The organism is Streptomyces tibetensis, from assembly GCF_040647715.1.
In the GTDB taxonomy this organism is placed as follows: domain Bacteria; phylum Actinomycetota; class Actinomycetes; order Streptomycetales; family Streptomycetaceae; genus Streptomyces; species Streptomyces tibetensis_A.
Window position 1 is genome coordinate 278,767 of the sequence record NZ_JBEZCR010000011.1, and the last position, 24,330, is coordinate 303,096.

Here is a 24,330-nt window from a genome sequence, read left to right on the forward strand (position 1 = left end):
CGTGAGCACCCCCGACCTTCCCCTCGCCTCCTCCGGAGGCTGCTCGGACGGCTGCGCCTGCGGCGCGGACGACGAGGCGTACCTGGAGTGCGGCCTGGACCCCGCACTCGCCCAGCTCCTGGCCGACGCCGGCCTCGACCCCGTCGAGGTCGAGGACATCGCCAACGTGGCCCTCCAGGAGGACCTGGCCCACGGCGTGGACGTGACGACGGTGGCGACCATCCCCGAGGACGCGGTGGCCACGGCCGACTTCACCGCACGCGAGGCCGGCACGGTGGCCGGCCTGCGCGTCGCCGAGGCGGTCATCTCGGTGGTCTGCGAGGAGGAGCTGGAGATCGAGCGCCACGCCGAGGACGGCGACCGCGTCGAAGCCGGCCAGAAGCTCCTCTCCGTCACCACCCGCACCCGCGACCTCCTCACGGCGGAGCGCAGCGCGCTGAACATCCTGTGCCGCCTGTCGGGCGTCGCGACGGCCACGCGCGCGTGGGCGGACGCGCTCGACGGGACCAAGGCGAAGGTCCGCGACACCCGCAAGACGACCCCCGGCCTGCGCAGCCTCGAGAAGTACGCGGTCCGCTGCGGTGGCGGCGTCAACCACCGCATGTCCCTCTCGGACGCGGCCCTCGTCAAGGACAACCACGTGGTCGCCGCGGGCGGTGTCGCCCAGGCCTTCCAGGCGGTGCGCGAACGCTTCCCGGACGTGCCCATCGAGGTCGAGGTCGACACCCTGGACCAGCTCCGCGAGGTCCTGGACGCCGGCGCCGACCTGATCCTGCTGGACAACTTCACGCCGGCCGAGTGCGCCGAGGCCGTCGGGATCGTCCAGGGCCGGGCCGCCCTGGAGGCCTCCGGCCGCCTCACGCTCGACAACGCCAAGGCGTACGCGGACACCGGCGTCGACTACCTCGCCGTCGGAGCCCTCACCCACTCCTCGCCGATCCTGGACATCGGCCTGGACCTGCGGCCGGCGGAGTAGGGGCGGTACGGGCCATGCTGCTGACGATCGACGTAGGAAACACCCACACCGTCCTCGGCCTGTTCGACGGCGACGAGATCGTCGAACACTGGCGCATCTCCACGGACGCGCGCCGCACCGCCGACGAACTGGCGGTCCTGCTCCAGGGCCTGATGGGCATGCACCCGCTGCTCGGCGACGAACTGGGCGACGGCATCGACGGCATCGCCATCTGCGCGACCGTACCCTCGGTGCTGCACGAGCTCCGCGAGGTGACCCGCCGCTACTACGGTGACGTGCCCGCGATCCTCGTCGAACCGGGCGTCAAGACGGGCGTCCCGATCCTCACGGACAACCCCAAGGAGGTCGGCGCGGACCGCATCATCAACGCGGTCGCCGCCGTCGAGCTCTACGGCGGCCCGGCCATCGTCGTCGACTTCGGCACGGCGACGACGTTCGACGCGGTGAGCGCGCGCGGCGAGTACGTCGGCGGGGTCATCGCCCCCGGCATCGAGATCTCCGTCGAGGCCCTCGGCGTCCGCGGCGCCCAGCTCCGCAAGATCGAGGTGGCCCGGCCGCGCAGCATCATCGGCAAGAACACGGTCGAGGCGATGCAGTCGGGCATCATCTACGGCTTCGCCGGCCAGGTCGACGGCGTCGTCAACCGCATGGCCCGCGAGCTGTCGGAGGACCCCGACGACGTCACGGTCATCGCGACGGGCGGGCTGGCGCCGATGGTGCTGGGCGAGTCGTCGGTCATCGACGAGCACGAACCGTGGCTGACGCTGATGGGCCTGCGCCTGGTGTACGAGCGCAACGTGTCCCGCATGTGAGCCGCGCCCGGCGTTGCCGCAGGGGTCCGCAACCCGGCGGAACGGGATGCCGCTGCGCCCACCCTCCCCCCTGCTCGGCTTCGCTCGAGCAGGGGGACCCCCCTCGCCCGGCGCGGCCCCGCCCCACCCCCGGCGCCAGGAGAGAACGCCCACCCCCCCCACCCGGCGCCAGGCGAGGACGCGCACCCGCACCCGGCCCTGGCCCCGGCCCACCACCCAACCCGCAGCCGCTGTGCTCACCCCGCCCACCCGAGTGGTCCCCCGCGCCACACCCACCCCCTATGCGCAATTTGTCTGATTAGCGCGTATCGTCGCCGCATGCCCACGCCATACGGATCCCGCGGCGGCATGGCGTTCGGCGTGGAGGAGCTGCGTGTGCTCCGCCGCGCTCTCGCCCTCGCCCTCCACCCCACCCCCGCCTCGGCCGACGACGTCCAGGACTGTCTCCGTCTCGCAGAGTCGCTCGACGAGGCGCTGCGGGAAGGGGCCAGGCTGCGTGCCTTCCTCGTGGCCGACCTGGGCCGGTACCGCGCCGCCCTCCCCGGCACCGCCGCCGGCTACCTCGCGCTCCTGGACGAGGCCCTGGGGACCGGTTACCGCCCCCTCCCCGACGACCTGGCCGCCCTGCACGCCCTGCGCGGCCACCCCGCAGCCGCGGCCCTCCTGGACCGCTGCACGCCCGCCCCCAGGGCAGACGCGCCCGCCCCCATGCCGGCCGCGCCCGCCCCGGCCGCGGCTGTCGTCCCCGGCTCCCGCTCACGCACCCCCTCCCGCTCCCGTCTCCTGGCCATCCCGGGCGGCCGCCGCGCCCCCGAAGACGTTTCCGAAGACGCCGCCGCGGACGGCCCGGAGAAGCAGCCCGAGAAGAAGCCCACGCGCAAGCCGGCACCCCCCAAGCCCGCCCCGGCCCCGACCCCCGGCAGCACCCCGAAGCCCTCCCGCCCGATCCCCACCCCGGGCGAGGTCTTCCCACGCCGCAAGCCGGCCCCGCCGCCACCCGCGAACCCCCAGCAGCTCGCCGCGGGCTGACGTGGCTACCCTGGGTCCATGGACTACGTCTCCGCGCTGCTGCCCCCGGCCGTCATGGCCGTCTTCTTCATCGGCGTGATCCGGGTGATCGTGAAGACCCAGGGCGGCGCCAACAAGGCCAAGGAGGACGCGGCCGTGGACGCCGCCCTCGCGCGCGTGGAGGGCGCCCGCCAGCCCGGCGCGGCCCCTTCGAAGACCGACGCCTGACCCACACCCCCGAGGGCGTACGACTCGGCGGACCCGCACCCCGCGGCGCCCGCACCTTCGAGCCGTACGCCCTTTTTGTTCACGTTCGCCGGTGAAACGCACGTCCGCCACGCCATTACCGGGATCTCCCACTATTGTTCTGAGCTGTGCCTCGCCCATTGGGAGAACTCGAAGACGCGGTCATGTCGCGGGTGTGGAAGTGGAACCGCCCGGTGACCGTTCGAGAAGTCCTGGAAGATCTTCAGAAGGAGCGGTCCATCGCGTACACCACCGTGATGACCGTTTTGGACAATCTCCATCAGAAGGGCTGGGTGCGCCGCGAGGCGGAAGGCCGTGCCTATCGATATGAGGCGGTCTCCACCCGCGCCGCCTACGCAGCCGCCCTGATGAACGACGCCTGGTCGCAGAGCGACAACCCCGCCGCCGCTCTCGTCGCCTTCTTCGGCATGATGAGCGAGGAACAACGGCAGTCTCTCAGTGATGCCGTACGGATCGTGCAGGGACCGGAAACCCAGGAACCGACCGAACCGTCGGAATCCGCGGAACGGGCCGAACGGGCCGAACGGCCGGAACGTGGGGAAGGCCCCGAGGAGAACCCCGCCTCCGCTCAGGGCCCCGGCGGGCGATAGCGTCCCGCCATGTCCGCGAAGAGCCCCGAAGCCACCGCAAAAGCCATCACCGTCCGGCGGGCCCGCACCAGCGATGTCCCGGCCGTGCGCGGCCTCCTCGACGCCTACGTGCGCGGCCGCATCCTGCTCGACAAAGCGACGGTGACGCTTTACGAGGACATCCAGGAGTTCTGGGTCGCGGAACGGGACGACAACGCCGAGGTCGTCGGCTGCGGCGCGCTGCACGTGATGTGGGAAGACCTCGCGGAAGTCCGCACTCTCGCGGTGAAGCCCGGCCTGAAGGGCGCGGGCGTCGGGCACCGGGTGCTGGAGAAGTTGCTGCAGACCGCCCGCTGGCTCGGTGTTCGCCGGGTTTTCTGTCTGACCTTCGAAGTCGACTTCTTCACCAAGCACGGCTTCGTGGAGATCGGTGAGACACCCGTCGACACGGATGTCTACGCGGAGCTGCTGCGTTCCTATGACGAGGGTGTCGCGGAGTTCCTGGGACTCGAACGAGTGAAACCGAACACCTTGGGCAACAGCCGGATGCTTCTGCATCTGTGATCGTCCGGCGCTAGTCGTCGCAAGGGCCGGGCGGGTTCGTCAAGGCATATTCCGCGGGCCGCCCCTGCCCCGGTGCCCTATGTCCGAAACGCGCACGTTTCCGGACCGAGGCCGGGCTGCCGGTCTCCCCCGGGGGTTTGTGTTTTTCCGGCAAAAGCGGTTTGCTTTCCGAGGTACTGCAGTACTGCATATAACAGGGGGACGGCGATACGGCGGACGCCGGCACACCCCGGCCCTGAAGATATCGATGAAAGGAAATCCGGTGGCACAGAAGGTTCAGGTCCTTCTTGTCGACGACCTCGACGGTGGCGAGGCGGACGAGACCGTGACGTTCGCGCTGGACGGCAAGACGTACGAGATCGATCTCACCACCTCCAATGCGGACAAGCTCCGTGGCCTTCTCGAGCCTTACGTGAAGGGCGGTCGTCGTACCGGAGGCCGTGCTTCGGGCGGGCGCGGAAAGACGCGCGCGGCTTCGAGCGGCAGCCAGGACACCGCGGCGATCCGCGCCTGGGCGAAGGAGAACGGCTACGAGGTCAACGACCGCGGCCGTGTTCCCGCGACCATCCGCGAGGCTTACGAGAAGGCCAACGGCTGAACAGCGGCACTACGGACCCTGCACACGCACGGCCGGCGGCTGGGCGCACACGCGCCGCAGCCGGACCCGGTGGCACTGTGTGGCCACCGCGTTCACCAGCCGCACGAGATCGGGGGCGTCCCCAGCGCCCCCCAGCGCCGACAGCGTCGGCAGCGAGGCCTCGACCTCGCATCCCGGCTCGGGGGGCCGCAGCCACACGGCGGCCCCCTGGGAACCGACCCGGCCCCGCGGAGCGGGCGCGACACCGGCCCCGCAGGGCGCCGCGGCGTGCGACGCGCACGCCGACGGCACCGCCCTCTCCCCGTGAGGCTCCGGGAGCGACGGCGCCTCCATGAGGCCGCCCGCGCCGATCGCGACCAGATCCAGCGCCAGGTCCCCCCAGTCCAGCCACTCCAGCAGCCCCGGAAGCTCCTCCGCGCTGCCCGCGGCCACCCAGAGCAGCATCCGGTCACCGCGCAGGGCGACGGGAGAGCCCGGCGCCGCGTGCCGCAGCGCCGCGTGCCCCGCCTCGGCCGGCACGTCCAGGACGTCGTAGCGCACCCCCACCACCAGGCGCAGTGGAACGCCGGGCACCGTGGGCCACCCCAGTTCGTTCTCGTACCACCGCCGGACCTGACCGCTCGCGTCGGCCGGGGCGAGCGGCCGACGGGGGAGCGGAACGAGCGGGGACGAGGATGCGGTCACGGGCTGAGAGGCGCCGAACATGCCACGTGCAACAGCCGGAAGGCCGCGCTGGTTACGCTGGGTCGCAACCCGGATGCCCACGGTCGCGAAACGGGGGCGCGCGGGTGGTGCGGGGAGGCGCAAGGTTGTTCGCCCGTAGCGGAGGGAACGGGGGCGCTCGGCATGGACTTCCGCTCCTCGCGGGTAAGACATCCCTAGTGGGAGGGGGCGACACGCAGAAAAGGACGTCTCACGTTCGCCATCGGCGTACTGGCGAGTGGGGTATCTGCCTGGCCTGCGGGAACATCGTCTCGCACCATCGGGTTGGAGCAGATGTCGGCGTTCGGGGTCAGGAGGCCAAGGACGGTGTCGGCAGTTGGAATGAGCGGTCCCCGCTTGCGGGACTAAGCTGCGGAAGGACAGGGAGGGGAAGTTCCCCCCACTGCCTGACCGCTCTGAGGAGCGATTAACGATGTTCGAGAGGTTCACCGACCGCGCGCGGCGGGTTGTCGTCCTGGCTCAGGAAGAAGCCCGGATGCTCAACCACAACTACATCGGCACTGAGCACATCCTCCTGGGCCTGATCCACGAGGGTGAAGGTGTCGCCGCCAAGGCCCTTGAGAGCCTCGGGATTTCGCTCGAGGCGGTCCGCCAGCAGGTGGAGGAGATCATCGGTCAGGGCCAGCAGGCCCCGTCCGGCCACATCCCCTTCACCCCCCGTGCCAAGAAGGTCCTGGAGCTGTCGCTCCGCGAGGCCCTTCAGCTGGGCCACAACTACATCGGCACGGAGCACATCCTGCTCGGCCTGATCCGCGAGGGGGAGGGCGTCGCCGCCCAGGTCCTCGTGAAGCTGGGCGCAGATCTCAACCGCGTGCGGCAGCAGGTCATCCAGCTGCTCTCCGGTTACCAGGGCAAGGAGACCGCCACCGCCGGCGGTCCTGCCGAGGGCACCCCCTCCACGTCCCTGGTCCTCGACCAGTTCGGCCGGAACCTCACCCAGGCCGCTCGTGAGTCCAAGCTCGACCCGGTCATCGGGCGCGAGAAGGAGATCGAGCGGGTCATGCAGGTGCTGTCCCGCCGTACCAAGAACAACCCGGTGCTGATCGGTGAGCCCGGCGTCGGCAAGACCGCCGTCGTCGAGGGCCTCGCCCAGGCCATCGTCAAGGGCGAGGTGCCCGAGACCCTCAAGGACAAGCACCTCTACACCCTGGACCTCGGCGCCCTGGTCGCCGGCTCCCGCTACCGCGGTGACTTCGAGGAGCGCCTGAAGAAGGTTCTCAAGGAGATCCGCACCCGCGGCGACATCATCCTGTTCATCGACGAGCTGCACACGCTGGTCGGTGCGGGTGCAGCCGAGGGCGCCATCGACGCCGCTTCCATCCTGAAGCCGATGCTGGCCCGCGGTGAGCTCCAGACCATCGGTGCCACCACGCTGGACGAGTACCGCAAGCACCTGGAGAAGGACGCGGCCCTCGAGCGCCGCTTCCAGCCCATCCAGGTCGCCGAGCCGTCCCTGCCGCACACGATCGAGATCCTCAAGGGTCTGCGTGACCGGTACGAGGCCCACCACCGCGTCTCCATCACCGACGAGGCGCTGGTGCAGGCCGCCACCCTGGCCGACCGGTACATCTCGGACCGCTTCCTGCCGGACAAGGCGATCGACCTGATCGACGAGGCCGGTTCCCGGATGCGCATCCGCCGGATGACCGCGCCGCCGGACCTGCGCGAGTTCGACGAGAAGATCGCCGGTGTCCGCCGGGACAAGGAGTCCGCGATCGACTCGCAGGACTTCGAGAAGGCCGCCTCGCTGCGCGACAAGGAGAAGCAGCTCCTCGCCGCCAAGGCCAAGCGGGAGAAGGAGTGGAAGGCCGGCGACATGGACGTCGTCGCCGAGGTCGACGGCGAGCTGATCGCCGAGGTCCTCGCGACCGCCACCGGCATCCCCGTCTTCAAGCTGACCGAGGAGGAGTCCTCGCGCCTGCTGCGCATGGAGGAGGAGCTCCACAAGCGGGTCATCGGCCAGAACGACGCCGTCAAGGCGCTGTCGAAGGCGATCCGCCGTACGCGCGCCGGTCTGAAGGACCCGAAGCGCCCCGGTGGCTCGTTCATCTTCGCCGGCCCATCCGGTGTCGGTAAGACCGAGCTGTCCAAGGCGCTCGCCGAGTTCCTCTTCGGCGACGAGGACGCGCTGATCTCCCTCGACATGTCGGAGTTCAGCGAGAAGCACACGGTCTCGCGGCTCTTCGGTTCGCCCCCCGGCTACGTGGGCTACGAAGAGGGCGGCCAGCTGACCGAGAAGGTGCGGCGCAAGCCGTTCTCGGTGGTCCTGTTCGACGAGGTCGAGAAGGCCCACCCGGACATCTTCAACTCGCTGCTGCAGATCCTGGAGGACGGTCGCCTGACCGACTCCCAGGGCCGGGTCGTGGACTTCAAGAACACGGTCATCATCATGACGACCAACCTCGGCACCCGGGACATCTCCAAGGGCTTCAACCTGGGCTTCGCGGCCCAGGGCGACACGAAGTCCAACTACGAGCGCATGAAGAACAAGGTCTCGGACGAGCTCAAGCAGCACTTCCGGCCCGAGTTCCTCAACCGCGTCGACGACGTGGTCGTCTTCCCGCAGCTCAGCCAGGACGACATCCTCAAGATCGTCGACCTGATGATCGGCAAGGTGGACGAGCGCCTGAAGGACCGGGACATGGGCATCGAGCTCTCCCAGTCCGCCAAGGAGCTGCTGTCCCGGAAGGGCTACGACCCGGTGCTGGGTGCGCGTCCGCTGCGTCGCACCATCCAGCGCGAGATCGAGGACTCGCTGTCGGAGAAGATCCTCTTCGGCGAGCTGCGCCCCGGTCACATCGTGGTCGTCGACACGGAGGGCGAGGGCGAGACCAAGACCTTCACCTTCCGCGGCGAGGAGAAGGCGGCCCTGCCGGACGTCCCGCCGATCGAGCAGGCGGCCGGCGGCTCGGGTCCGAACCTGAGCAAGGACGCGTAAGCGTCACGGCAGAGTGAAAGGGGCCGGTGCTGAAAAGCACCGGCCCCTTTTTCATGCCCTGCGTCAGGACAGCTGCCCGTCGTAGTCCGGCAGCTTGAACGTCCTCTCGGCATGGCCGCCCGAGAGGTCGGTGGCGCTGTTGCCGATGTTCGCGATGATCGTGTAGCCCTTCTTCTCGACGTCGACGCGCTGGGCCGTCTTGTAGTCGGCGACGTTCTTGAAGAGGTCGATGAAGTTGCGGACATAGAGTCCGGAGACCTGGTAGCCGGTCTGCTTCAGGTTGTACTGGGTGAACGAGGCGATGATGTCGGGCCGGGCGGTCACGAAGAACAGGGCGACGCCGCGCTCCTGTGCGTATCTGGCGGCCTCCAGGACCGGCTTGTTGGCCGGTTGCGGATAGGCGAAGCCGAAGTCCGTCTCCAGCGTCGTGTTGTCGATGTCGAAGACGATCGCCTGCTTCTCGCCCGGCTTCTGGGCCGCGATCCGCTGCTTCAGATAGGGCAGCGCCTGGTCCATCACGGCCTGGCAGTCCTTCTGCCAGGTGTTGTAGTCGACGTCCGCGGCGGTGGCGGTGGTCGTGGAGGCCTGTGCGGCGGTCGCGGCGTCGGCCGGTGCGGCCATCGCCACGAGGGCAGCCGCCGAGACGGCGGTCACTGATGCGCGGCGCAACCAGGGGCGTCGGGTCTGCATGTCGTGGGGGTCCTCTCACGTCCGTGACGCTGCCAACATGTCGTGTGCATGCTCGTGCTCGAGGGTGGCGTGAGGGGAACCGTAGGGTTACCGGACGGTAGGCGCATAGAGGCCTGCGCCACATTTTCTGAATGGCCGAAGCGGGCCCCCGGTGACATGGCGCACAGGTGAAATGTCCGTTACTAACCGGATTAGTGGATAACGGACCGGGAGAAAAGGGATTCTCCCCCCGTAGTTCGGGTGGAAGTGCTGCCTAGTGTCCTGATTCGTGCCGAATGGCAGCTGTGTCAAGAGACGTAGAACACTGAACCAAATTACTAACTAGCGTCGTAGATCACGCTTTTGGGCGTTTGTCGGACTTCGGGTTACCAAGGGATGGCCACACGGCGAGCGGTTGTGCGCCGGGTGGTTTTCTCCGTCCCCTGCCATACGAGGTTTCGATGTCCCAGCGCGTCACGTCCCGTTCTTCCCGTACGTCCCAGCTCCGCACCCGTGCGACCGTGCTGGCCGCCGGCCTTGGTGTCTCGGTCGCACTGGGAGCCGGGGTCGCGTCCGCCGCCGACACCACGGCCGCGTCCGGGGCCGCCAGTGCCGTCCAGGCGCAGGCCGCCGCGCAGGCCAAGGTCGCCAAGGCCGAGGCCGCGAAGGCTGAGAAGGCCGCCAAGGCCGCCGCCGCCAAGAAGGCGGCCGAGAAGAAGGCCGCGGCCAAGAAGGCGGCTGCCAAGAAGGCCAAGCCGTCCTGGGTCGACCCGGTGAAGAAGTACACGCTCTCCGCCACCTTCGCCCAGAACGGCGGCATGTGGGCGCACAAGCACAGCGGCCAGGACTTCGCCGTGCCGAGCGGCACCCAGGTCGTCGCCGCCCACGGCGGCACCGTGGTCAAGGCCGGCGGCAACGGTGCCGGTGACGGTCCCGCGTACGGCAACGCCATCGTCATCAGGCACGGCAACGGCACGTACTCCCAGTACGCCCACCTGTCGAAGGTCGAGGTGCGCATCGGCCAGATCGTCAAGACCGGCCAGGAGATAGCCAAGTCCGGCAACACCGGCAACTCCAGCGGCCCGCACCTGCACTTCGAGATCCGTACGACCCCGAACTACGGCTCGGCGGTCGACCCGGTGAAGTTCCTGCGCGCCAAGGGCGTGACGGTCTGACCCGCCTGACGGCGCAGGCCGGCTAGGAGCCCCCGGCTCCCCGGTGGGCCTGGGTCACCAGGTCCGTGGCGACCTCGAGGACGGCTTTGTTCTTCTCCCCGGGGTCGCCTCCCAGGTCCTGGAGCAGGAACATGCCGGCGTGCAGCGTGAAGATCGCGCTGGCGCAGCGGACCTGGTCGACCAGGTCCGCGTCCGGGTCGACGATGATGTCGCGCAGACTGTGGATGCGCGCCTTGAAGGACTCGCCGATCCGCAGGTCCCGCACCGTCGCCTGGTTCTCGTGCATGAAGCGGAACAGCGGCGCCGCCTCGGCGAGCGTGTCGGCGTAGCGGCGGATGATCTCCTGCTTGGTGGCCAGGGTGTGCGGCTGCTGCCGGCCCCACTCGATCAGGTCCTCGATCGGCTGGGTGAGGTCCTCGAAGATGCTGACGAGGATCTCTTCCTTGGTCTTGAAGTGGTAGTAGAGCGCCGCCTTGGTGACCTCCAGGTGCTCCGCGATCTCGCGCAGGGAGGTCTTCTCGTAGCCGTGCTCGGCGAAGAGTTCGAGGGCCACGTCCTGGATGCGCCGGCGGGTGTCCCCGCGGCGCCGCTGCCTGGTGCCGTCCATGGTGTGGCCCATCCTCCTACGCCGCCCGCTTTCCATAAAACTTACTTGACGCCCGGCTAGTTCCGCGGCTAGCTTCCGAGTGTAGTCACTAGCCGGTCGACAAGTAAGTAGCGGTAGCTGGGGGAGTGGGAAGCGATGGCGGACAAGACGGACACACCGGCGGCAGACGCCGAGGAAAAACAGCCCAAGAGCGTACGGGTCGTGCTGCTCGCACTGATGATCGCGATGATGCTCGCGATGCTCGACAACATGATCATCGGCACCGCGATGCCGACGATCGTCGGTGAGCTGGGCGGGCTCGAACACCTCTCCTGGGTCGTCACCGCCTACACCCTCGCGACCGCGGCCTCCACGCCGCTGTGGGGCAAGCTCGGCGACATGTACGGCCGCAAGGGCACGTTCCTGTCGTCCATCGTGATCTTCCTGATCGGCTCCGCGCTCAGCGGCATGGCCCAGAACATGGGCGAGCTGATCGGCTTCCGCGCGGTCCAGGGCCTCGGCGCCGGCGGTCTGATGGTCGGCGTCATGGCGATCATCGGTGACCTGATCCCGCCCCGGGAGCGGGGCAAGTACCAGGGCATGATGGCCGGCGTCATGGCGCTGGCGATGATCGGCGGACCGCTGGTCGGCGGCACGATCACCGACAACTGGGGCTGGCGCTGGGCCTTCTACATCAACCTGCCGCTCGGCGTGGTCGCGCTCATCGCCGTCACCGCCGTGCTGCACCTGCCGAAGAAGCGCTCCAAGGCGCGGATCGACTACCTGGGCGCCGCGCTGCTGACCGTCGGCATCACTGCGATCGTGCTGGTGACGACGTGGGGCGGCACGGAGTACGCGTGGAGCTCCGCGCGGATCATGGAGCTGATCGGCATCGGGGTGGCCGCGCTGGTCGGATTCGTGTTCTGGCAGACCAGGGCCGCGGAGCCGGTGGTGCCGCTGCACATCTTCCGCAGCCTGAACTTCACGCTGATGTCGGTCATCGGCTTCATCACCGGCTTCGTCATGTTCGGTGCCACGCTCTTCCTGCCGCTGTACCAGCAGTCCGTGCAGGGCGCCTCCGCGACCAACTCCGGGCTGCTGCTCCTGCCGATGCTCGGCGCGATGCTGGTGACGTCGATGGTCGCCGGGCGGGTGACCACGAACACCGGCAAGTACAAGGTGTTCCCGGTCCTCGGCAGCGCGCTGATGATCGTCGGCCTCTACCTGCTGTCCACGATGGACACCGGGACGTCCCGTCTGACGTCCGGCGTCTTCATGGCCGTGGTCGGACTGGGCATGGGCTGTCTGATGCAGATCACCATGCTGGTCGCGCAGAACAGCGTGGAGATGAAGGACATGGGCGTCGCGTCCTCCTCCACCACGCTCTTCCGCACCCTCGGCTCCTCCTTCGGCGTCGCGATCATGGGTGCGCTGTTCAACAACCGCGTCCAGGACGTCATGAGCGAGCGGGCCGGTGCGCTGGGCTCCAAGGTGACCGAGCAGTCGGCGCAGCTCGACGCGAAGAGCCTGGAGAAGCTGCCGGTGCTGGTCCGGGAGGCGTACCAGCACGCGGTGTCCGCCGGCACGCACTCGGCGTTCCTGCTCGGGGCCGTGGTGGCGGTGGTCGCCCTCGTGGCGGCCGTGTTCGTGAGGGAGGTGCCGCTGAAGGGAGCGGGACCGAAGCAGGACGGCGAGCCCGGCACCCCGGCGGCGCAGCCGCCCATGGTCGAGGCCGTCTGACCGCACCGCACGAGGCCCCCGGGAGTGTCCGCCCGGGGGCCTCGTCATGCCCGGCCGTGAGATGCGCGGCCGCAGGCGGGGGCCGCTGTCAGACCCCCGTGCCACCATCGACGCCCCGGGGAGCCGCCCCCATACCCGGCTGTTACGCCATGCTCTGGGCCGGCGGCTTCCGCTCCGCACCCGGCGCCGGCAGGCAGCGCCCCTCCGGAGAGCCCGCAGAGCCCGGAGAGCCCGAGCCGGGAGAACCCGGGAAGCCGGGAGAGCCGCAAGAACCCGGAGAGCCCGTGGATTCCGGCGAACCCGCAGCAGTGAAGCAGCGCAATTGACGTCGAGCTGACGCTGATGGTGCCCGGTGACGAAGGGCGCGCTCGGCGCGGGCGTGCTGACCACCGACGACATCCACGGCGACTACAGGAAGCTCAAGGACAAGGGCGTGGAGTTCCTCCAGGAGCCGCAGGAGCGCCCGTACGGCACGGAGGCGCTGTTCCGCGACGACTCCGGTAACTGGTTCTCGTTCACCCAGCCCCGCGAGGGCGGCCTCGACATGGAGCAGGACTGGTCCTGCTGATCCCGCCGGCGCGGCCGGTCCCGAAGGTCTGGAAGGCTTACGCGCCCGGCAGCATCGGATAGCTCCCGGTGTTCGTCGGTGCGTGCTCCGGCAGCCACAGCACGGCGACCGCGCCCTCGGCCGGCAGGTGCTCCGGTGTCCCGGGCGTGCGGACGTTGCGGAAGGTCAGCCGGGCGCCCATCACCCGGGCCTGTCCGGCCGCGATGGTCAGGCCGAGCCCGTGGCCCTGCCCGGCCCGGTCCTTGCTGCCGGTGCGGAAGCGGCTCGGTCCGTCGGCGAGCAGGTCCTCGGGAAAGCCCGGGCCGTGGTCGCGCACCCGGATGACCCGGCCCTCGACGCTGACCTCGATGGGCGGCTTGCCGTGCCGGGCCGCGTTGGCCAGGAGGTTGAACAGCACGCGCTCCAGGCGGCGCGGGTCGGTGGTCACCTCCGACTCGTGCACGACGCGCACCTCGATGGCCCGGTCCTTGGCCGCCACCCGCCGGGCGACGAACTCCCCCAGCATGAGGTCCTGCAGCTCCGCCCGCTCGGAGGCCCCGTCCAGCCGGGCCACCTCCAGCACGTCCTCGACCAGCGTGCGCATGGCCTTCGCCCGGTCCAGCACCAGCTCGGTGGGGCGCCCGGGCGGCAGCAGTTCCGCTGCGGTCAGCAGCCCGGTCACCGGGGTGCGCAGCTCGTGAGCGATGTCGGCGGTGACCCGTCGCTCGGCCTCGATGCGCTGCCGCAGCGCGTCCGCCATGGCGTCCACCGCGCTGGCCAGGTCGTCGGTCTCGTCCCGTACGACCCCGCCCATCGCGTCCCGAACGCGTACGTCCGTCTCGCCGCCGGCGAGCTGGTTCGCCGCGATGGCCGCCTTGCGCAGCCGCCGCGAAAGATGCCCGCCGATGAGCACCCCCAGCGCGCTGCCGCCGAGGACGACCGCGATGGACCCGATGAGCAGGGCTTGGTCGAGGTCCTGGAGGATGTCCGAGCTGCGGTCGGTGAAGCCCGAGTGCAGCGACATCACCTGCCCGTTCTTCAGCGGCACGGCGGCCCATATGTCGGGTACGTCACCCGGCCGGTCCGCCACGTACGTCGCCCGCTGGCCCGCCTCGACCCGCTCCCGCAGCGCGGACGGCAGAGCGGGGTCGTTGATCTTGGTGTTGGGGAAGTTCATCCGCCCGGACAGCTCGAAGTTGCGCTGGGCGATCATGATCCGCTCGTCGGCCAGGTCACGCGCGTTGTCCAGCATCGAGACCCGGGCGGCGTTGTGCACCACGAGGCTCAGCGCGATCGCCACCAGCGCGCCCACCAGGGCGATGGCCGCGCTCAGCTTCCATCTGAGGCCCGTACGGATGCCCGCTCGCTCCAGGCCCGCGGCGACCAGTCGCCGGAAGTGCCCCCTCATACCCCTGCCCCTGCTCAGGCCTTCAACTTGTAGCCGAACCCGCGGACCGTCTCGATCCGGTCCTGGCCGATCTTCTGCCGCAGCCGCTGCACGTGCACGTCGACGACGCGGGTGTCCCCGCCCCAGCCGTAGTCCCACACCCGTTCCAGCAGCTTGTCGCGGGAGAGCACCGTGCCCGGAGCCGAGGAGAACTCCAGCAGCAGCCGCATCTCGGTCGGCGTCAGCGCCACCGGCTGCCCGGCGCGGCGGACCTCCATGCCCTCGGTGTCGACCTCCAGGTCCCCGAAGGCCAGCACCCCGCCGCCGGCCGGGGCCTCCGGCTCCTCGCCCCGGCCCCCGCCGGCGTGCCCGAAGCGGCGCAGCACGGCGCGGATCCGGGCGACCAGGACGGCACCGTCGAACGGCTTGGTCACGTAGTCGTCGGCGCCCGCCTCCAGGCCCAGCACGACGTCGATGGAGTCGGCCCGGGCCGACAGCATGATCACCGGCACGGTCGACTCGTCCCGGATCCGGCGGCACAGGCTGACCCCGTCGAGGCCGGGAACCATGACGTCCAGCAGCGCGATGTCGGGGCGGTCCGCCCGGAACGCCTCCAGACCCGACAGCCCGTCGGGCATGGCGGTGACCACGAAGCCGTCCCGTTCCAGGGCGAGCTGCGTGGCCTCGCGGATGACGTCGTCGTCCTCGACGAACAGGACGTGGGTCTGGTCTGCCATCCCGGTGCTCTCTGTCCTCTGTGATCCGTGGGGTGCCTTCGGCTGCCGCGACACATGTGCGGTGGTCGGAGGTGCGTTCTCCTGCTGGGACGCACGGCTCACGCTATGCGTTCACCGAGGAATCGGTCCGAGTGGCCCGATCGGTTCACGCGGCCCTCCGCCCGCGTCAGCTCGTCGGCGCCGGCGTCGCGCTGTCGCCGGCGACCTTCCCGTAGTCGTTGTGCGTGCGGTACTTCTCGGCGAAGTGGCCGGAGGCCCATCTGTACGTGATCACGTTCTCCCCGGAGGGACTCGACACCGGGTCACCCTTGTCGTACACCTGCTTGGTCACCACCAGGTCGCCGCGGTCGATCTCCGCGTAGACCGGCGGCTCCTCGGACGAGAACACGTTCTCGTACGAGCCGTGCTGCTCGCGGTACACGTAACTGCCGACGCCGACCGCGTCACCGCAGGTCAGCACGTTGACGACGACGTCGTCCGCGGAACCTCCGGTCAGATTGCCGTAGGAGACGTCGACCGGGTACTCGTTCGCCACGCACGGCTTCAGCTCGCGCTTGACCTCGGGCGCGACCTTCGGGTCGTCCTTGACGAGCTTGACCGCGTCCACGGCGTCGGGTGACTTGGACGGTGCGGCGGCGGACGGCGTCGCGGCGGCACCCGCCACCGAGTCGGCGTGCGCCGGGCCCTCGTCACGGGCGCCGGTGCCGCCCGCACCGCACCCGGACACCAAAAGGGCGAGGGCGGTGGGCACGGCCAGGGCCGCGCTCACCGCCTGGATACTGCCCCGGGCCCGTGCAGAACCCGCGCCGGTCAGGCCGCGCACCGCTCCCGCTCCTCACGCTCCAGCGCGCGTGCGTCCAGGTCGCGGGACTCCAGCTCCTCGCGGAGCCGGGCGAGCGCCCGGTGCAGCGTGCTCTTGACCGTTCCGGCCGACATGCCGAGGGCGGCGGCCGTCTCCTCCGTGGACATCTGCTCCCAGTGTCGCAGCACCACGACACTGCGCTGCTTCGGGGCGAGGACCTTCAGGATGTCCATGAGCAGGGCGCGGTCCGCGTGCTGCTCGGTGGCGTCGTCGACCGAGGCGTCCGGGAGCTGCTCGGTCGGGACCTCCTCCAGCTTCCGCGCCCGCCACCACTCCGTGCGGGTGTTGATCATCACCCGGCGCAGGTAGGCGTCGGCCAGCCGCTTGTCCTCGATGGTCTCCCACCGGCCGTACGTCCGTACCAGCGCCGTCTGCAGCAGGTCCTGCGCGTCCGTCGGGTCCGGAACCAGGCGGCGGGCACTGCGCAGCAGCGCGTCCTGCCGGGTGCGGACGTACTCCTCGAACTCGAGCACCTCGCCCTGCGCCATGGTGAACCGCCTCCCGTTTCCCCGTTGCGGGCCGGCTCCCCGCCGCCCGTGTACTGCCCGTGGTCTTCCGTGCTCCCGTGTCTTCCGGGAACGCATCTGAAGGTACGGAGGCGTTGTCACGGCGCTGTCCGAAGCAGCCTGCGGCCAGCGCTCGGCTGTCCGTCGGTTGTGTAACGGAAATCCGAACGGGGTAAAGGGGTGGGGGTGTTGAGGTTGGTTCGGGGTGATTTGTCCACCCCGAGCTCTGTTACGGGCGCTGGTACACGGCTGTGCCCCTCCTGTACGTCAGGCCAGCGGCAGCCGGTACCAACCGTCCGCGAACGGCTCCACCAGGCCGTCGGCGACCAGACCGTCGAGGGCCCGGGCCCGCTGCACCGGCTCGTGCCACACCCGGTCCAGGGCCGCCTGCGGCACGGGCCCGTGGGCCTCCCGCAACACGGCGAGCAGACGCCCGCGCACCTGCCGGTCGGTGCCCGCGTACGTCTGGCCCCGGCGCGGCGGCCCGTCGTGCTCCGGCTTGCCCGTCAGCCGCCACGCGCACTGCGCGGCGATCGGACAGCGGTGACACGACTCGCTCTTCGCCGTGCACACCAGCGCGCCCAGCTCCATGGAGGCGGCCGCCCAGCGGGCGGCGGTCTGCTCGTCCTCGGGCAGCAGCGCGCGGGCCAGCTTGCGCTCGGCGGCCGTGGTGGCGTTCGGCGGGTACTGCACCCCGGTGACCGCGCGGGCGAAGACGCGGCGGACATTGGTGTCCAGCACCGGATGCCGCTGCCCGTAGGCGAAGGAGGCGACGGCGGCGGCCGTGTACTCGCCGATGCCGGGCAACGCCAGCAGCTGCGCGTGGTCGGCCGGTACGTCACCGCCGTGCCGTTCCGTTATGGCGACGGCGGCGCCGTGCAGCCGCAGCGCACGGCGCGGGTAACCGAGCCGCCCCCAGGCGCGAACGGCCTCGCCGGGTGCCTCCTTGGCCAGGTCGGCCGGGCGCGGCCAGCGCTCCAGCCACTGCTCGTAGACGGGCAGAACACGGCTCACCGGGGTCTGCTGCAGCATGAACTCGCTGACCATCACCCCCCACGCCCCGGCCTCGGGGCGCCGCCACGGCAGGTCACGGGCGTGTTCGCCGAACCAGTCGATGACGGGGGAGTGCAGGTTCTCTCCGAGGGCCGGCCCGGAGGGGGCGTCGCCCGAGGAGGTGTCGGAAGGGGCGGGGGAGGCGGCGGCGGTGGGGTGCGGGGGTTTCGTGGGAGCAGTCATGGCCCTTCGATGGTGCCACGCCGAGGCCCCTGTTCGGTTGAACCGCCACCCCTGAAGGAGACAGCTACCTGACGATCGACAGCAGTGCGAGCGGGCCGGGCGCTTGTAGCGTCAGACGCATGCGACGTCCCGGCCCGGCCTCTCTCGCCCGCGGCACCCTCCTCTGGGCCGCCTTCGCCGCCCCGGCGCTCACGGCGGACCGGGTCGGGCTGAACGAGCCGCGGCCGGGTTGGCAGCAGGCGGTCGGTGTGGTCGTGCTGGCCGGGGCAGCCGCCCTGTCCCGGCGGCTGCCACTGGTCGCCTTCGGGTTGGTGGCGACCTTGAGCCTCGCCGCCGCCCCGGCCCTGTTCACCGTCTCCTACGGCCCCGCCCTCGGCGTGTGCGCACTGCTGCTCGGCCTGCGGGCGGGCCGGGCGCGCCCGGCCCTGGCGTGCTTCGCGGCCGTCGGCTGCGCGGGCGCCGTGCGCAGCGCGCTCGTCGGGGTCGACCCGGCCCCCGAGTGCCTCGTCATGGCGGGCACGCTGCTCTTCGGCTGTGTCTTTCCCTGGCTCGGCGGGCGCTACTGGCGGCAGAGCCGTGAGCTGGCCGAGGCGGGGTGGCTCCGCGCCGCCCGCCTGGAGGACGAGGCCGGCTTCGCCGAGGAGCGCGCCCGGCTGCGCGAACGGGCCCGGATCGCCCAGGACATGCACGATTCCCTCGGCCACGAGCTGAGCCTCATCGCCCTGCGCGCGGGTGCCCTCCAGGTCGCCCACGGCCTCGGCGACGAACACCGCGCCGCGGCGGCCGACCTGCGCGCGGCCGCCGCCGACGCCACGGACCGGCTGCACCGCATCATCGGCGTGCTGCGCGAGGACGACGAGCCGGTGCCGTTGACGCCGGCGGGCGAGACTTTGGAGCAACTCGTCGCCCGCGCGGCCGAGTCGGGCCTCCCCGTGCGCTGGGACCCCGCCGCGCACGACCGGCCCGCGAACCCCCAGGGCGTCGCCGAGCGGCTGTTGCACAGGGTGACCCGGGAGGCGCTGACCAACGCGGCACGGCACGCGCCGGGCGCCCCCGTGGTCGTCGCGGTCACCGGACACGCCGGGGGCACCCGCGTCACGATCACCAGCGGCCGGGCGACCCAGGAGGGTTCCCCGCCTTCCGGAGGCGGTACGGGCCTGCTCGGGCTGCGGGCCGCGGTCACCTCGGTCGGCGGGGAGTTCGAGGCGGGCCGTCACGCAGAAGGCTTCCGGGTCCGGGCGTACGTCCCCGCGCAGCGGACCGCCGTCGTGCCCATGCCCCCCGTCCGGGCGCCGTTCACAAAGGTCCGCCGCCGGGTCGCCGTCGGCCTCGGCACCGCGGCCGGTGTGGGCGTCGTGCTCGTCGGTGCCGCCTTCGGCTGGTACGCGTACGCCGAGACGCACTCGGTGCTCGAACCGGCCGCGTTCGCGGAACTGCGCCCGGGTGCGCCCACCGTCGAGGTCGAGCGCGTGCTGCCCGATCGCGATGTGAACGACCCACCCGACGACCGGGCTCCCGTTCCGCCCGCGGGAGCCGAGTGCCGCTACTACCGCGCGAGCGGCGAACTCTTCGTCTCCGTCGACCACTTCAGACTGTGCTTCGAGGCCGGGCGACTGGTCGCCAAGGACGTGGTCCCCGGGGTCGGCCTGTCCGGCGAAGGCCGGGAAGAATACGAGGAGTTCGCACGGTGATCACGGGCAACACGAGCGGGGCACCGATCCGGGTGCTGCTGGCCGACGACGAGGCGATGGTCCGGGCCGGGGTGCGCGCCATCCTGGGCAGTGACGCGGGGACGGAGGTCGTCGCCGAGGCGGGCGACGGGCGCGAGGCGGTCGAGCTGGCCCGCGGACACCGCCCGGACGTCGCTCTGCTGGACATCCGCATGCCCCGCCTGGACGGCCTCGCGGCGGCGGAGGAGATCGTGCGGTCCGTGCCCGGCACGGCCGTCGCGATGCTCACCACCTTCTCGGAGGGCGCCTATGTGACCCGCGCCCTCGGCGGTGGCGCCACCGGCTTCCTGCTGAAGTCCGGGGATCCGTACGAACTCGTGGCGGGAGTGAGGGCAGTGGCCGCGGGCGCCGCGTTCCTCTCTCCCAAGGTGGCCCGGTACGTCATCGACGAGGGTCTCGGTGGCGGTCGTCTCACCCGCGAGGCCCGGGCACGCGCGCGCGTGGCTGTCCTGAGTCCTCGCGAGCGCGAGGTGCTCGGCCTGGTCGGCGCCGGCCTGTCCAACCCGGAGATCGCCGCCCGGCTGCACCTGGTCGAGGGCACGGTGAAGGCCTACGTCAGCGCGGTCCTGGACCGGCTGGACGTCCGCAACCGCGTACAGGCGGCGATCGTGGCGTACGAGGCGGGGCTGGTGGAGCCGTAGACGACCGCGCTTGCGCCAGCGGTTGAGCGGCGCGCGAGCGTCCCGGTCCGGCGGTGCGCCGCGCGTCCCGGCTCACCGGCGCGCGGCCGTCTCGTACCGAGGTACGAGCGCCGGGCCCGGCCCCAGCACCCACCGCACCGCCGGTGCCGACGAGGTGCGCAGTGCCCCGGCCAGCCGCGTCATCGGCTCGGTGGCCGACCGTACGGCGACGAGGGCGACGAGTGCGCCGAGCCCGAGGCCCGCCACGACGTCGTGTGGGTAGTGCACACCGACGAAGACCCTGGAGAGAGCCATGAGCAGGGCGAGCGGGGCGGTCAGCCACAGCAGCGCACGCCGGACCAGGGCCAGCGCGACCGCCGAAGCACCCGCGATCGTGGCGTGGTTGGACGGGAAGGACCAGTCGCCGTGCGGCGGGCATTCGGCCAGCGAAACGGCCGCGTCGGCCACCGCACGGCACGGACGCTCCTCCGTGACAACGGACTTGAGGACCTCACTGCACCCATACGCCACCGCGGTGGCCAGAGGTGCGAGGACCGCTGTCGCGAAGGCGTGGGGACTGTCGCGGCGAGCGCGCCACCAGCAGGCCGCGAACAGCGCGACGAAGACGAGCAGTCCGGCCTCCGTCCATGTCCTGGCCCCGTGTTGTACCCACGACGGGGTGGTGTGGGCGAAGTCGGTGATCTCGCGGTAGAGCGTCGTGTCCTCGAAGGTCATGGTCACGGACCGTAAGCGGAAGGCCTGTTCGGTCACACCCGGCGATCGTCATGCCGCGCACCTGACGAAAGACGGGGGTGGGGACGTGACTTCCGGGATGATGATCCGGAAAAGTTGTCGCTTCGAGCGGCGGGTGGGACGGGTTGACGAGCCGATCTCTCGTAAGGTTTGGGCCGTGGGATCTCTGCGCAATCCGGTCGGTCCGCTTCCCTCCTCCATCTACTGGCGTCGGAGGGTCGTACTGGTGTGTGTGGTCGCCGTGTTGGCGCTGCTGACCACGTGGATCGTGATGATGGGCGGCGGGGGCGGCAAGGACGGTGACGACGGCGCCAACGGCAAGAATCCCGCGCCTTCCATCACGCCCGGGCCGTCGAGTTCGGGTCCGGCGATCAGCCAAGCACCCGGCGGACGGGACGAGTCGGGCGGCGGCGGTTCCGGCGGCCCCGGCGGTTCCGGCGGCTCGTCCTCCGGCTCCGGTGACGGGTCGGGCGACGGCTCGGGGAACGGGTCGGGAGACGGCTCCGGTTCCGGCGGCGGTTCCGGCTCCGGCGGCTCCGAAGGGGCCGACGGCGACGGCGGCTCGGCCGGCGGCGTCACCGCGGGCGGCGTCGGCGCGGGCGACACCCTGCCGTCCGGCTCCACCCTCCCCAACTGCACCGCGAGCGCGGTCAAGTTCAGCCTGCGCAGCCGGCACAACACCTACGACCCCGAGCAGACGCCCACGTTCCTGCTGACCGCACGGAACGTCTCCGGCAGCGACTGCAAGATCGATCTCGGGCCGAAGAACGCGGTGTTCACCATCGCCCCGGCGAGCAGCGACGACGACTACTGGTCCTCCGAGGACTGCCCCAAGGCCGCCGCGCACCAGCTGTACCGGGTCGCCGCCGGCAGCGACATCACCTACACCGTGAAGTGGGACCGCAAGCCGAGCGCCCCCAAGTGCGCCACGCCTCCCGCGGGCTCGGCCGGGGCGGGCACGTACCTGGTGGAAGCCAAGGCCCCGGGCTTCGCGAAGGTCCAGACGTCGTTCGTGCTCTCGGCCGACTAACTCCCCGCCGACTGACTCCCGGGCGGCCGGCCCCCGGCGGCGGAGGCCGGGCAGTCGAGCCGGCGACAGGCGCCGGTCAGGCGAGCAAGAGACCGAAGGAGAGGCCACAGCGGACACGTTCGAGGGCGGCACCCCCGATCTCGGGTACCGTCCTCGGCCGTCAGCACGTGTCCTGCGCGTCGCTCCGGAATTCATTCGCAGTGCTCCGGCCTTCAGGCCGGGGGGTGCAGCGAATCTCGTGGTAGCGACGCGGAGCGTCGCGGTGTCGTTCCGGCGGAGCTGGGCAGGGCACGCCACGATGACATCTCGCGCAAACGTTCTCGACGACAGTGGATGTTCGGGCTTCTAAGGTGATCGTCATGCAACTTCGGTACGCCTTCAGGTTGTACCCCGACACCGTCCAGCAAGCCGCGTTGGCGAAGGCGTTCGGGTGTGCCCGTGTCGTGTTCAACGACGCTGTGCGTGCCCGCGAGGAAGCCCGCAAGGCCGGGGAGCCGGTCCCGACGACCGGTGAGCTGTCGAGGAAGCTGACTTGCGGCGCGCGGAGAAGAAGCTGAAGAAGGCACAGCGGGAGCTGTCGCGTAAGCAGAAGGGATCGAAGAACCGGGCCAGGGCCCGTCTGGCGGTCGCCCGCGCCCACGCCAAGGTCGCCGACGCTCGCTGTGAGTTCCACCACCAGCTCTCCACCAGGCTGGTCTCCGAGAACCAAGGGATCGCCGTGGAAGACCTGTCGGTGGCGGGACTGGGGCGTACCAGGCTGGCCAAGTCCGTGCACGACGCCGGATGGTCCTCGTTCATCGGCATGCTGACGTACAAGGCGGAACGGTACGGGCGCACTCTGGTGAAGGTCGGCCGGTTCGAACCGACCTCCCGGACCTGCCACGCCTGCGGCGTCGTGGACGGGCCCAAACCCCTGAACGTGCGGGAATGGACCTGCAGCGCCTGCGGCACGGTCCACGACCGGGACCGCAACGCCGCGATCAATGTGAAGACGGCCGCCGGACTGGCGGTATCGGCCTGCGGAGCGCCGGTAAGACCGGGAGCGATCTCGGCACAGCGTGAAGAAACAGGAAGCCACGGATTCCCGACCGGGAACCGTGCCGCGTAGCGGCCACGGCAACCGGTAGAGAAGGCCAGAATTCTCGTCCCTTCAGGGCGAGGAGCATGTCAAACGTACCGCTCCAGGATCGACGACTCCGCCAGGCGCGACAGGCCCTCGCGGACACTGCGCGCCCGGGCCTCGCCCACGCCGTCCACCGTCTGCAGGTCGTCGACGCTCGCGGCGAGCAGCTTCTGCAGTCCGCCGAAGTGCTCGACCAGGCGGTCGATGATCGCGCCGGGGAGGCGGGGCACCTTGGCCAGCAGACGGAACCCGCGCGGGGAGACCGCCGAGTCCAGCGTCTCGGGCGCGCCGGTGTAACCCAGCGCCCGGGCCACCGTGGACAGTTCGAGAAGCTCGGCGTGACTGAGGGCGTCGAGTTCGGCGAGGGCCTCGTCGACCGTGCGGGAGCGCTTGGCCGTGGGCTCGGGCACGTAGTCCCGGACGACCAGCTCGCGCTCGGGCTCCACGCCCGCGATCAACTCGTCGAGCTGCAGGGCCAGCAGCCGGCCGTCCGTGCCCAGCTCCACCACGTACTCGGCGATCTCCGTGGCGATGCGGCGGACCATCTCCAGGCGCTGGGCGACCGCCGAGACGTCCCGGACGGTCACCAGGTCCTCGATCTCCAGCGCCGACAGTGTGCCCGCGACCTCGTCGAGGCGCAGCTTGTAGCGCTCCAGGGTCGCGAGGGCCTGGTTGGCGCGGGACAGGATCGCCGCCGAGTCCTCCAGCACGCGGCGCTGGCCGTCGACGTACAGGGCGATCAGCCGCATCGACTGGGAGACGGAGACCACCGGGAAACCGACCTGCTTGCTGACACGGTCCGCGGTGCGGTGCCGGGTGCCCGTCTCCTCCGTGGGGATCGTCGGGTCCGGGACCAGCTGCACGCCGGCGCGCAGGATCTTCGACAGGTCCGAGGACAGCACGATGCCGCCGTCCAGCTTGCACAGCTCGCGCAGACGGGTGGCGGTGAACTCGACGTCCAGGACGAAACCGCCGCTGCACAGCGCCTCGACCGTCTTGTCGGAGCCGAGCACGATGAGCCCGCCGGTGTTGCCGCGGAGTACCCGCTCCAGGCCGTCACGCAGGGCGGTGCCGGGCGCCACGGCGCTCAGGGAGGCACGCATCAGGCCATCGGTACCGGCACTCCCGCCGGACTTTCCGGGAGCCGATGCCCGGTCGTTGGCTGCCACTGCAC

Annotated in this window: 24 protein-coding genes and 2 pseudogenes; 16 read left to right on the forward strand and 10 right to left on the reverse strand. The window is 70.8% G+C overall.

Translation table 11 applies throughout. The features are described from left to right. Nucleotide 1: 1 nt before the first annotated feature. From nadC to AB0B29_RS28560, 7 genes are all read left to right on the forward strand, one after another. Nucleotides 2-976 (forward strand): carboxylating nicotinate-nucleotide diphosphorylase, encoded by a 975-nt coding sequence (gene nadC, locus AB0B29_RS28530; protein WP_362244320.1) that lies wholly within the window; start codon nt 2-4, stop codon nt 974-976. A 14-nt stretch (nt 977-990) separates the two neighbouring features. Then, on the forward strand, nt 991-1,788 hold the full coding sequence (locus AB0B29_RS28535; RefSeq protein ID WP_362244321.1) for a type III pantothenate kinase: 798 nt from the start codon (nt 991-993) through the stop codon (nt 1,786-1,788). Between the two features lie 318 nt (nt 1,789-2,106). Further along, nucleotides 2,107-2,817 carry a hypothetical protein gene (locus tag AB0B29_RS28540; RefSeq protein WP_362244322.1) on the forward strand — a complete coding sequence of 237 codons (711 nt, stop codon included), beginning with the start codon at nt 2,107-2,109 and terminating at the stop codon, nt 2,815-2,817. 18 nt (nt 2,818-2,835) lie between these two features. Next, a complete protein-coding gene (locus tag AB0B29_RS28545) occupies nt 2,836-3,024 on the forward strand; it encodes a hypothetical protein (RefSeq protein WP_362244323.1) in 189 nt (62 codons plus the stop codon). 146 nt (nt 3,025-3,170) lie between these two features. After that, complete coding sequence (locus AB0B29_RS28550) at nt 3,171-3,653, forward strand: BlaI/MecI/CopY family transcriptional regulator (protein ID WP_362244324.1); 483 nt, start codon at nt 3,171-3,173, stop codon at nt 3,651-3,653. A gap of 9 nt (nt 3,654-3,662) precedes the next feature. Next, complete coding sequence (locus tag AB0B29_RS28555; RefSeq protein ID WP_031111859.1) at nt 3,663-4,196, forward strand: amino-acid N-acetyltransferase; 534 nt, start codon at nt 3,663-3,665, stop codon at nt 4,194-4,196. Between the two features lie 262 nt (nt 4,197-4,458). After that, nucleotides 4,459-4,794, forward strand: a complete 336-nt coding sequence (locus tag AB0B29_RS28560) for a histone-like nucleoid-structuring protein Lsr2 (RefSeq protein ID WP_352098736.1) — start codon at nt 4,459-4,461, stop codon at nt 4,792-4,794. A gap of 9 nt (nt 4,795-4,803) precedes the next feature. On the opposite strand, the gene AB0B29_RS28565 is transcribed toward AB0B29_RS28560, so the two are convergent. Next, nucleotides 4,804-5,499 carry an SCO3374 family protein gene (locus tag AB0B29_RS28565; protein WP_362244325.1) on the reverse strand — a complete coding sequence of 232 codons (696 nt, stop codon included), beginning with the start codon at nt 5,497-5,499 and terminating at the stop codon, nt 4,804-4,806. 430 nt (nt 5,500-5,929) lie between these two features. On the opposite strand from AB0B29_RS28565, the gene AB0B29_RS28570 reads away from it, so the two are divergent. Continuing rightward, nucleotides 5,930-8,455, forward strand: coding sequence for an ATP-dependent Clp protease ATP-binding subunit (locus AB0B29_RS28570; protein WP_362244326.1), 2,526 nt, complete (start codon nt 5,930-5,932; stop codon nt 8,453-8,455). Between the two features lie 63 nt (nt 8,456-8,518). Here the strand turns inward: AB0B29_RS28570 and AB0B29_RS28575 are convergent, their stop codons facing one another. Then, nucleotides 8,519-9,145, reverse strand: a complete 627-nt coding sequence (locus tag AB0B29_RS28575) for an HAD family acid phosphatase (RefSeq protein WP_362244327.1) — start codon at nt 9,143-9,145, stop codon at nt 8,519-8,521. A 440-nt stretch (nt 9,146-9,585) separates the two neighbouring features. Between AB0B29_RS28575 and AB0B29_RS28580 the strand changes: the two genes are divergently transcribed. Continuing rightward, nucleotides 9,586-10,299, forward strand: a complete 714-nt coding sequence (locus AB0B29_RS28580) for a M23 family metallopeptidase (RefSeq protein ID WP_362244328.1) — start codon at nt 9,586-9,588, stop codon at nt 10,297-10,299. Between the two features lie 22 nt (nt 10,300-10,321). Here AB0B29_RS28580 and AB0B29_RS28585 read toward each other — a convergent pair whose 3' ends face one another. Further along, nucleotides 10,322-10,906: a TetR/AcrR family transcriptional regulator gene (locus tag AB0B29_RS28585; protein ID WP_362244329.1), complete on the reverse strand. Its 585-nt coding sequence runs from the start codon at nt 10,904-10,906 to the stop codon at nt 10,322-10,324. Nucleotides 10,907-11,041: 135 nt separating this feature from the next. Here AB0B29_RS28585 and AB0B29_RS28590 point away from each other — a divergent pair, with 135 nt between their 5' ends. Continuing rightward, nucleotides 11,042-12,625 (forward strand): MDR family MFS transporter, encoded by a 1,584-nt coding sequence (locus AB0B29_RS28590; protein ID WP_362244330.1) that lies wholly within the window; start codon nt 11,042-11,044, stop codon nt 12,623-12,625. A gap of 352 nt (nt 12,626-12,977) precedes the next feature. Continuing rightward, a pseudogene (locus tag AB0B29_RS28595) lies at nt 12,978-13,193 on the forward strand (VOC family protein); the annotation flags it as partial. A gap of 37 nt (nt 13,194-13,230) precedes the next feature. Here the strand turns inward: AB0B29_RS28595 and cseC are convergent. The 5 genes from cseC to AB0B29_RS28620 form a co-directional block, all read right to left on the reverse strand. Continuing rightward, nucleotides 13,231-14,580: a two-component system sensor histidine kinase CseC gene (cseC, locus tag AB0B29_RS28600; protein ID WP_362244331.1), complete on the reverse strand. Its 1,350-nt coding sequence runs from the start codon at nt 14,578-14,580 to the stop codon at nt 13,231-13,233. A gap of 14 nt (nt 14,581-14,594) precedes the next feature. Continuing rightward, nucleotides 14,595-15,296 carry a two-component system response regulator CseB gene (cseB, locus tag AB0B29_RS28605; RefSeq protein ID WP_362244332.1) on the reverse strand — a complete coding sequence of 234 codons (702 nt, stop codon included), beginning with the start codon at nt 15,294-15,296 and terminating at the stop codon, nt 14,595-14,597. Between the two features lie 166 nt (nt 15,297-15,462). Next, nucleotides 15,463-16,119: a hypothetical protein gene (locus tag AB0B29_RS28610; protein WP_362244333.1), complete on the reverse strand. Its 657-nt coding sequence runs from the start codon at nt 16,117-16,119 to the stop codon at nt 15,463-15,465. Further along, a complete protein-coding gene (locus tag AB0B29_RS28615) occupies nt 16,107-16,646 on the reverse strand; it encodes a SigE family RNA polymerase sigma factor (protein WP_030251439.1) in 540 nt (179 codons plus the stop codon). The genes AB0B29_RS28610 and AB0B29_RS28615 overlap by 13 nt, the downstream gene beginning before the upstream one ends. A gap of 285 nt (nt 16,647-16,931) precedes the next feature. Beyond that, nucleotides 16,932-17,900, reverse strand: a complete 969-nt coding sequence (locus AB0B29_RS28620) for an A/G-specific adenine glycosylase (protein ID WP_362244334.1) — start codon at nt 17,898-17,900, stop codon at nt 16,932-16,934. 119 nt (nt 17,901-18,019) lie between these two features. Here AB0B29_RS28620 and AB0B29_RS28625 point away from each other — a divergent pair, with 119 nt between their 5' ends. Continuing rightward, the gene (locus tag AB0B29_RS28625; RefSeq protein WP_362244335.1) at nt 18,020-19,591 is read left to right on the forward strand and encodes a sensor histidine kinase; all 1,572 of its coding nucleotides are present in this window, start codon (nt 18,020-18,022) and stop codon (nt 19,589-19,591) included. 56 nt (nt 19,592-19,647) lie between these two features. After that, nucleotides 19,648-20,271, forward strand: coding sequence for a response regulator transcription factor (locus tag AB0B29_RS28630; protein WP_362244365.1), 624 nt, complete (start codon nt 19,648-19,650; stop codon nt 20,269-20,271). Nucleotides 20,272-20,343: 72 nt separating this feature from the next. Here the strand turns inward: AB0B29_RS28630 and AB0B29_RS28635 are convergent, their stop codons facing one another. Beyond that, nucleotides 20,344-20,985: a phosphatase PAP2 family protein gene (locus AB0B29_RS28635; protein ID WP_362244336.1), complete on the reverse strand. Its 642-nt coding sequence runs from the start codon at nt 20,983-20,985 to the stop codon at nt 20,344-20,346. 175 nt (nt 20,986-21,160) lie between these two features. On the opposite strand from AB0B29_RS28635, the gene AB0B29_RS28640 reads away from it, so the two are divergent. From AB0B29_RS28640 to AB0B29_RS28645, 3 genes and pseudogenes are all read left to right on the forward strand, one after another. After that, nucleotides 21,161-22,033 (forward strand): hypothetical protein, encoded by an 873-nt coding sequence (locus tag AB0B29_RS28640; protein WP_362244337.1) that lies wholly within the window; start codon nt 21,161-21,163, stop codon nt 22,031-22,033. Nucleotides 22,034-22,392: 359 nt separating this feature from the next. Continuing rightward, complete coding sequence (locus tag AB0B29_RS37810; RefSeq protein ID WP_436845899.1) at nt 22,393-22,590, forward strand: helix-turn-helix domain-containing protein; 198 nt, start codon at nt 22,393-22,395, stop codon at nt 22,588-22,590. Further along, nucleotides 22,566-23,141 (forward strand): annotated as a pseudogene (locus AB0B29_RS28645) (RNA-guided endonuclease TnpB family protein); the annotation flags it as partial. The gene AB0B29_RS37810 and the pseudogene AB0B29_RS28645, both read left to right, overlap by 25 nt. Before the next feature lie 59 nt (nt 23,142-23,200). On the opposite strand, the gene disA reads toward AB0B29_RS28645, so the two are convergent. After that, nucleotides 23,201-24,325 carry a DNA integrity scanning diadenylate cyclase DisA gene (gene disA / locus AB0B29_RS28650; protein WP_104783374.1) on the reverse strand — a complete coding sequence of 375 codons (1,125 nt, stop codon included), beginning with the start codon at nt 24,323-24,325 and terminating at the stop codon, nt 23,201-23,203. Nucleotides 24,326-24,330: the final 5 nt, after the last annotated feature.

Excerpts from the sequence above, each read along its gene's own strand:
- AB0B29_RS28580 (WP_362244328.1), top strand. The coding sequence starts at position 9,586 with ATGTCCCAGCGCGTCACGTCCCGTTCTTCCCGTACGTCCCAGCTCCGC.
- AB0B29_RS28540 (WP_362244322.1), top strand. The coding sequence starts at position 2,107 with ATGCCCACGCCATACGGATCCCGCGGCGGCATGGCGTTCGGCGTGGAG.
- AB0B29_RS37810 (WP_436845899.1), top strand. The coding sequence starts at position 22,393 with ATGCAACTTCGGTACGCCTTCAGGTTGTACCCCGACACCGTCCAGCAA.
- AB0B29_RS28555 (WP_031111859.1), top strand. The coding sequence starts at position 3,663 with ATGTCCGCGAAGAGCCCCGAAGCCACCGCAAAAGCCATCACCGTCCGG.
- cseB (WP_362244332.1), bottom strand. The coding sequence starts at position 15,296 with ATGGCAGACCAGACCCACGTCCTGTTCGTCGAGGACGACGACGTCATC.
- AB0B29_RS28535 (WP_362244321.1), top strand. The coding sequence starts at position 991 with ATGCTGCTGACGATCGACGTAGGAAACACCCACACCGTCCTCGGCCTG.
- AB0B29_RS28575 (WP_362244327.1), bottom strand. The coding sequence starts at position 9,145 with ATGCAGACCCGACGCCCCTGGTTGCGCCGCGCATCAGTGACCGCCGTC.
- AB0B29_RS28620 (WP_362244334.1), bottom strand. The coding sequence starts at position 17,900 with ATGACTGCTCCCACGAAACCCCCGCACCCCACCGCCGCCGCCTCCCCC.
- AB0B29_RS28615 (WP_030251439.1), bottom strand. The coding sequence starts at position 16,646 with ATGGCGCAGGGCGAGGTGCTCGAGTTCGAGGAGTACGTCCGCACCCGG.
- AB0B29_RS28565 (WP_362244325.1), bottom strand. The coding sequence starts at position 5,499 with ATGTTCGGCGCCTCTCAGCCCGTGACCGCATCCTCGTCCCCGCTCGTT.
- AB0B29_RS28545 (WP_362244323.1), top strand. The coding sequence starts at position 2,836 with ATGGACTACGTCTCCGCGCTGCTGCCCCCGGCCGTCATGGCCGTCTTC.
- AB0B29_RS28570 (WP_362244326.1), top strand. The coding sequence starts at position 5,930 with ATGTTCGAGAGGTTCACCGACCGCGCGCGGCGGGTTGTCGTCCTGGCT.
- cseC (WP_362244331.1), bottom strand. The coding sequence starts at position 14,580 with ATGAGGGGGCACTTCCGGCGACTGGTCGCCGCGGGCCTGGAGCGAGCG.
- AB0B29_RS28635 (WP_362244336.1), bottom strand. The coding sequence starts at position 20,985 with ATGACCTTCGAGGACACGACGCTCTACCGCGAGATCACCGACTTCGCC.
- AB0B29_RS28625 (WP_362244335.1), top strand. The coding sequence starts at position 18,020 with ATGCGACGTCCCGGCCCGGCCTCTCTCGCCCGCGGCACCCTCCTCTGG.
- AB0B29_RS28630 (WP_362244365.1), top strand. The coding sequence starts at position 19,648 with ATGGTCCGGGCCGGGGTGCGCGCCATCCTGGGCAGTGACGCGGGGACG.
- AB0B29_RS28590 (WP_362244330.1), top strand. The coding sequence starts at position 11,042 with ATGGCGGACAAGACGGACACACCGGCGGCAGACGCCGAGGAAAAACAG.
- AB0B29_RS28585 (WP_362244329.1), bottom strand. The coding sequence starts at position 10,906 with ATGGACGGCACCAGGCAGCGGCGCCGCGGGGACACCCGCCGGCGCATC.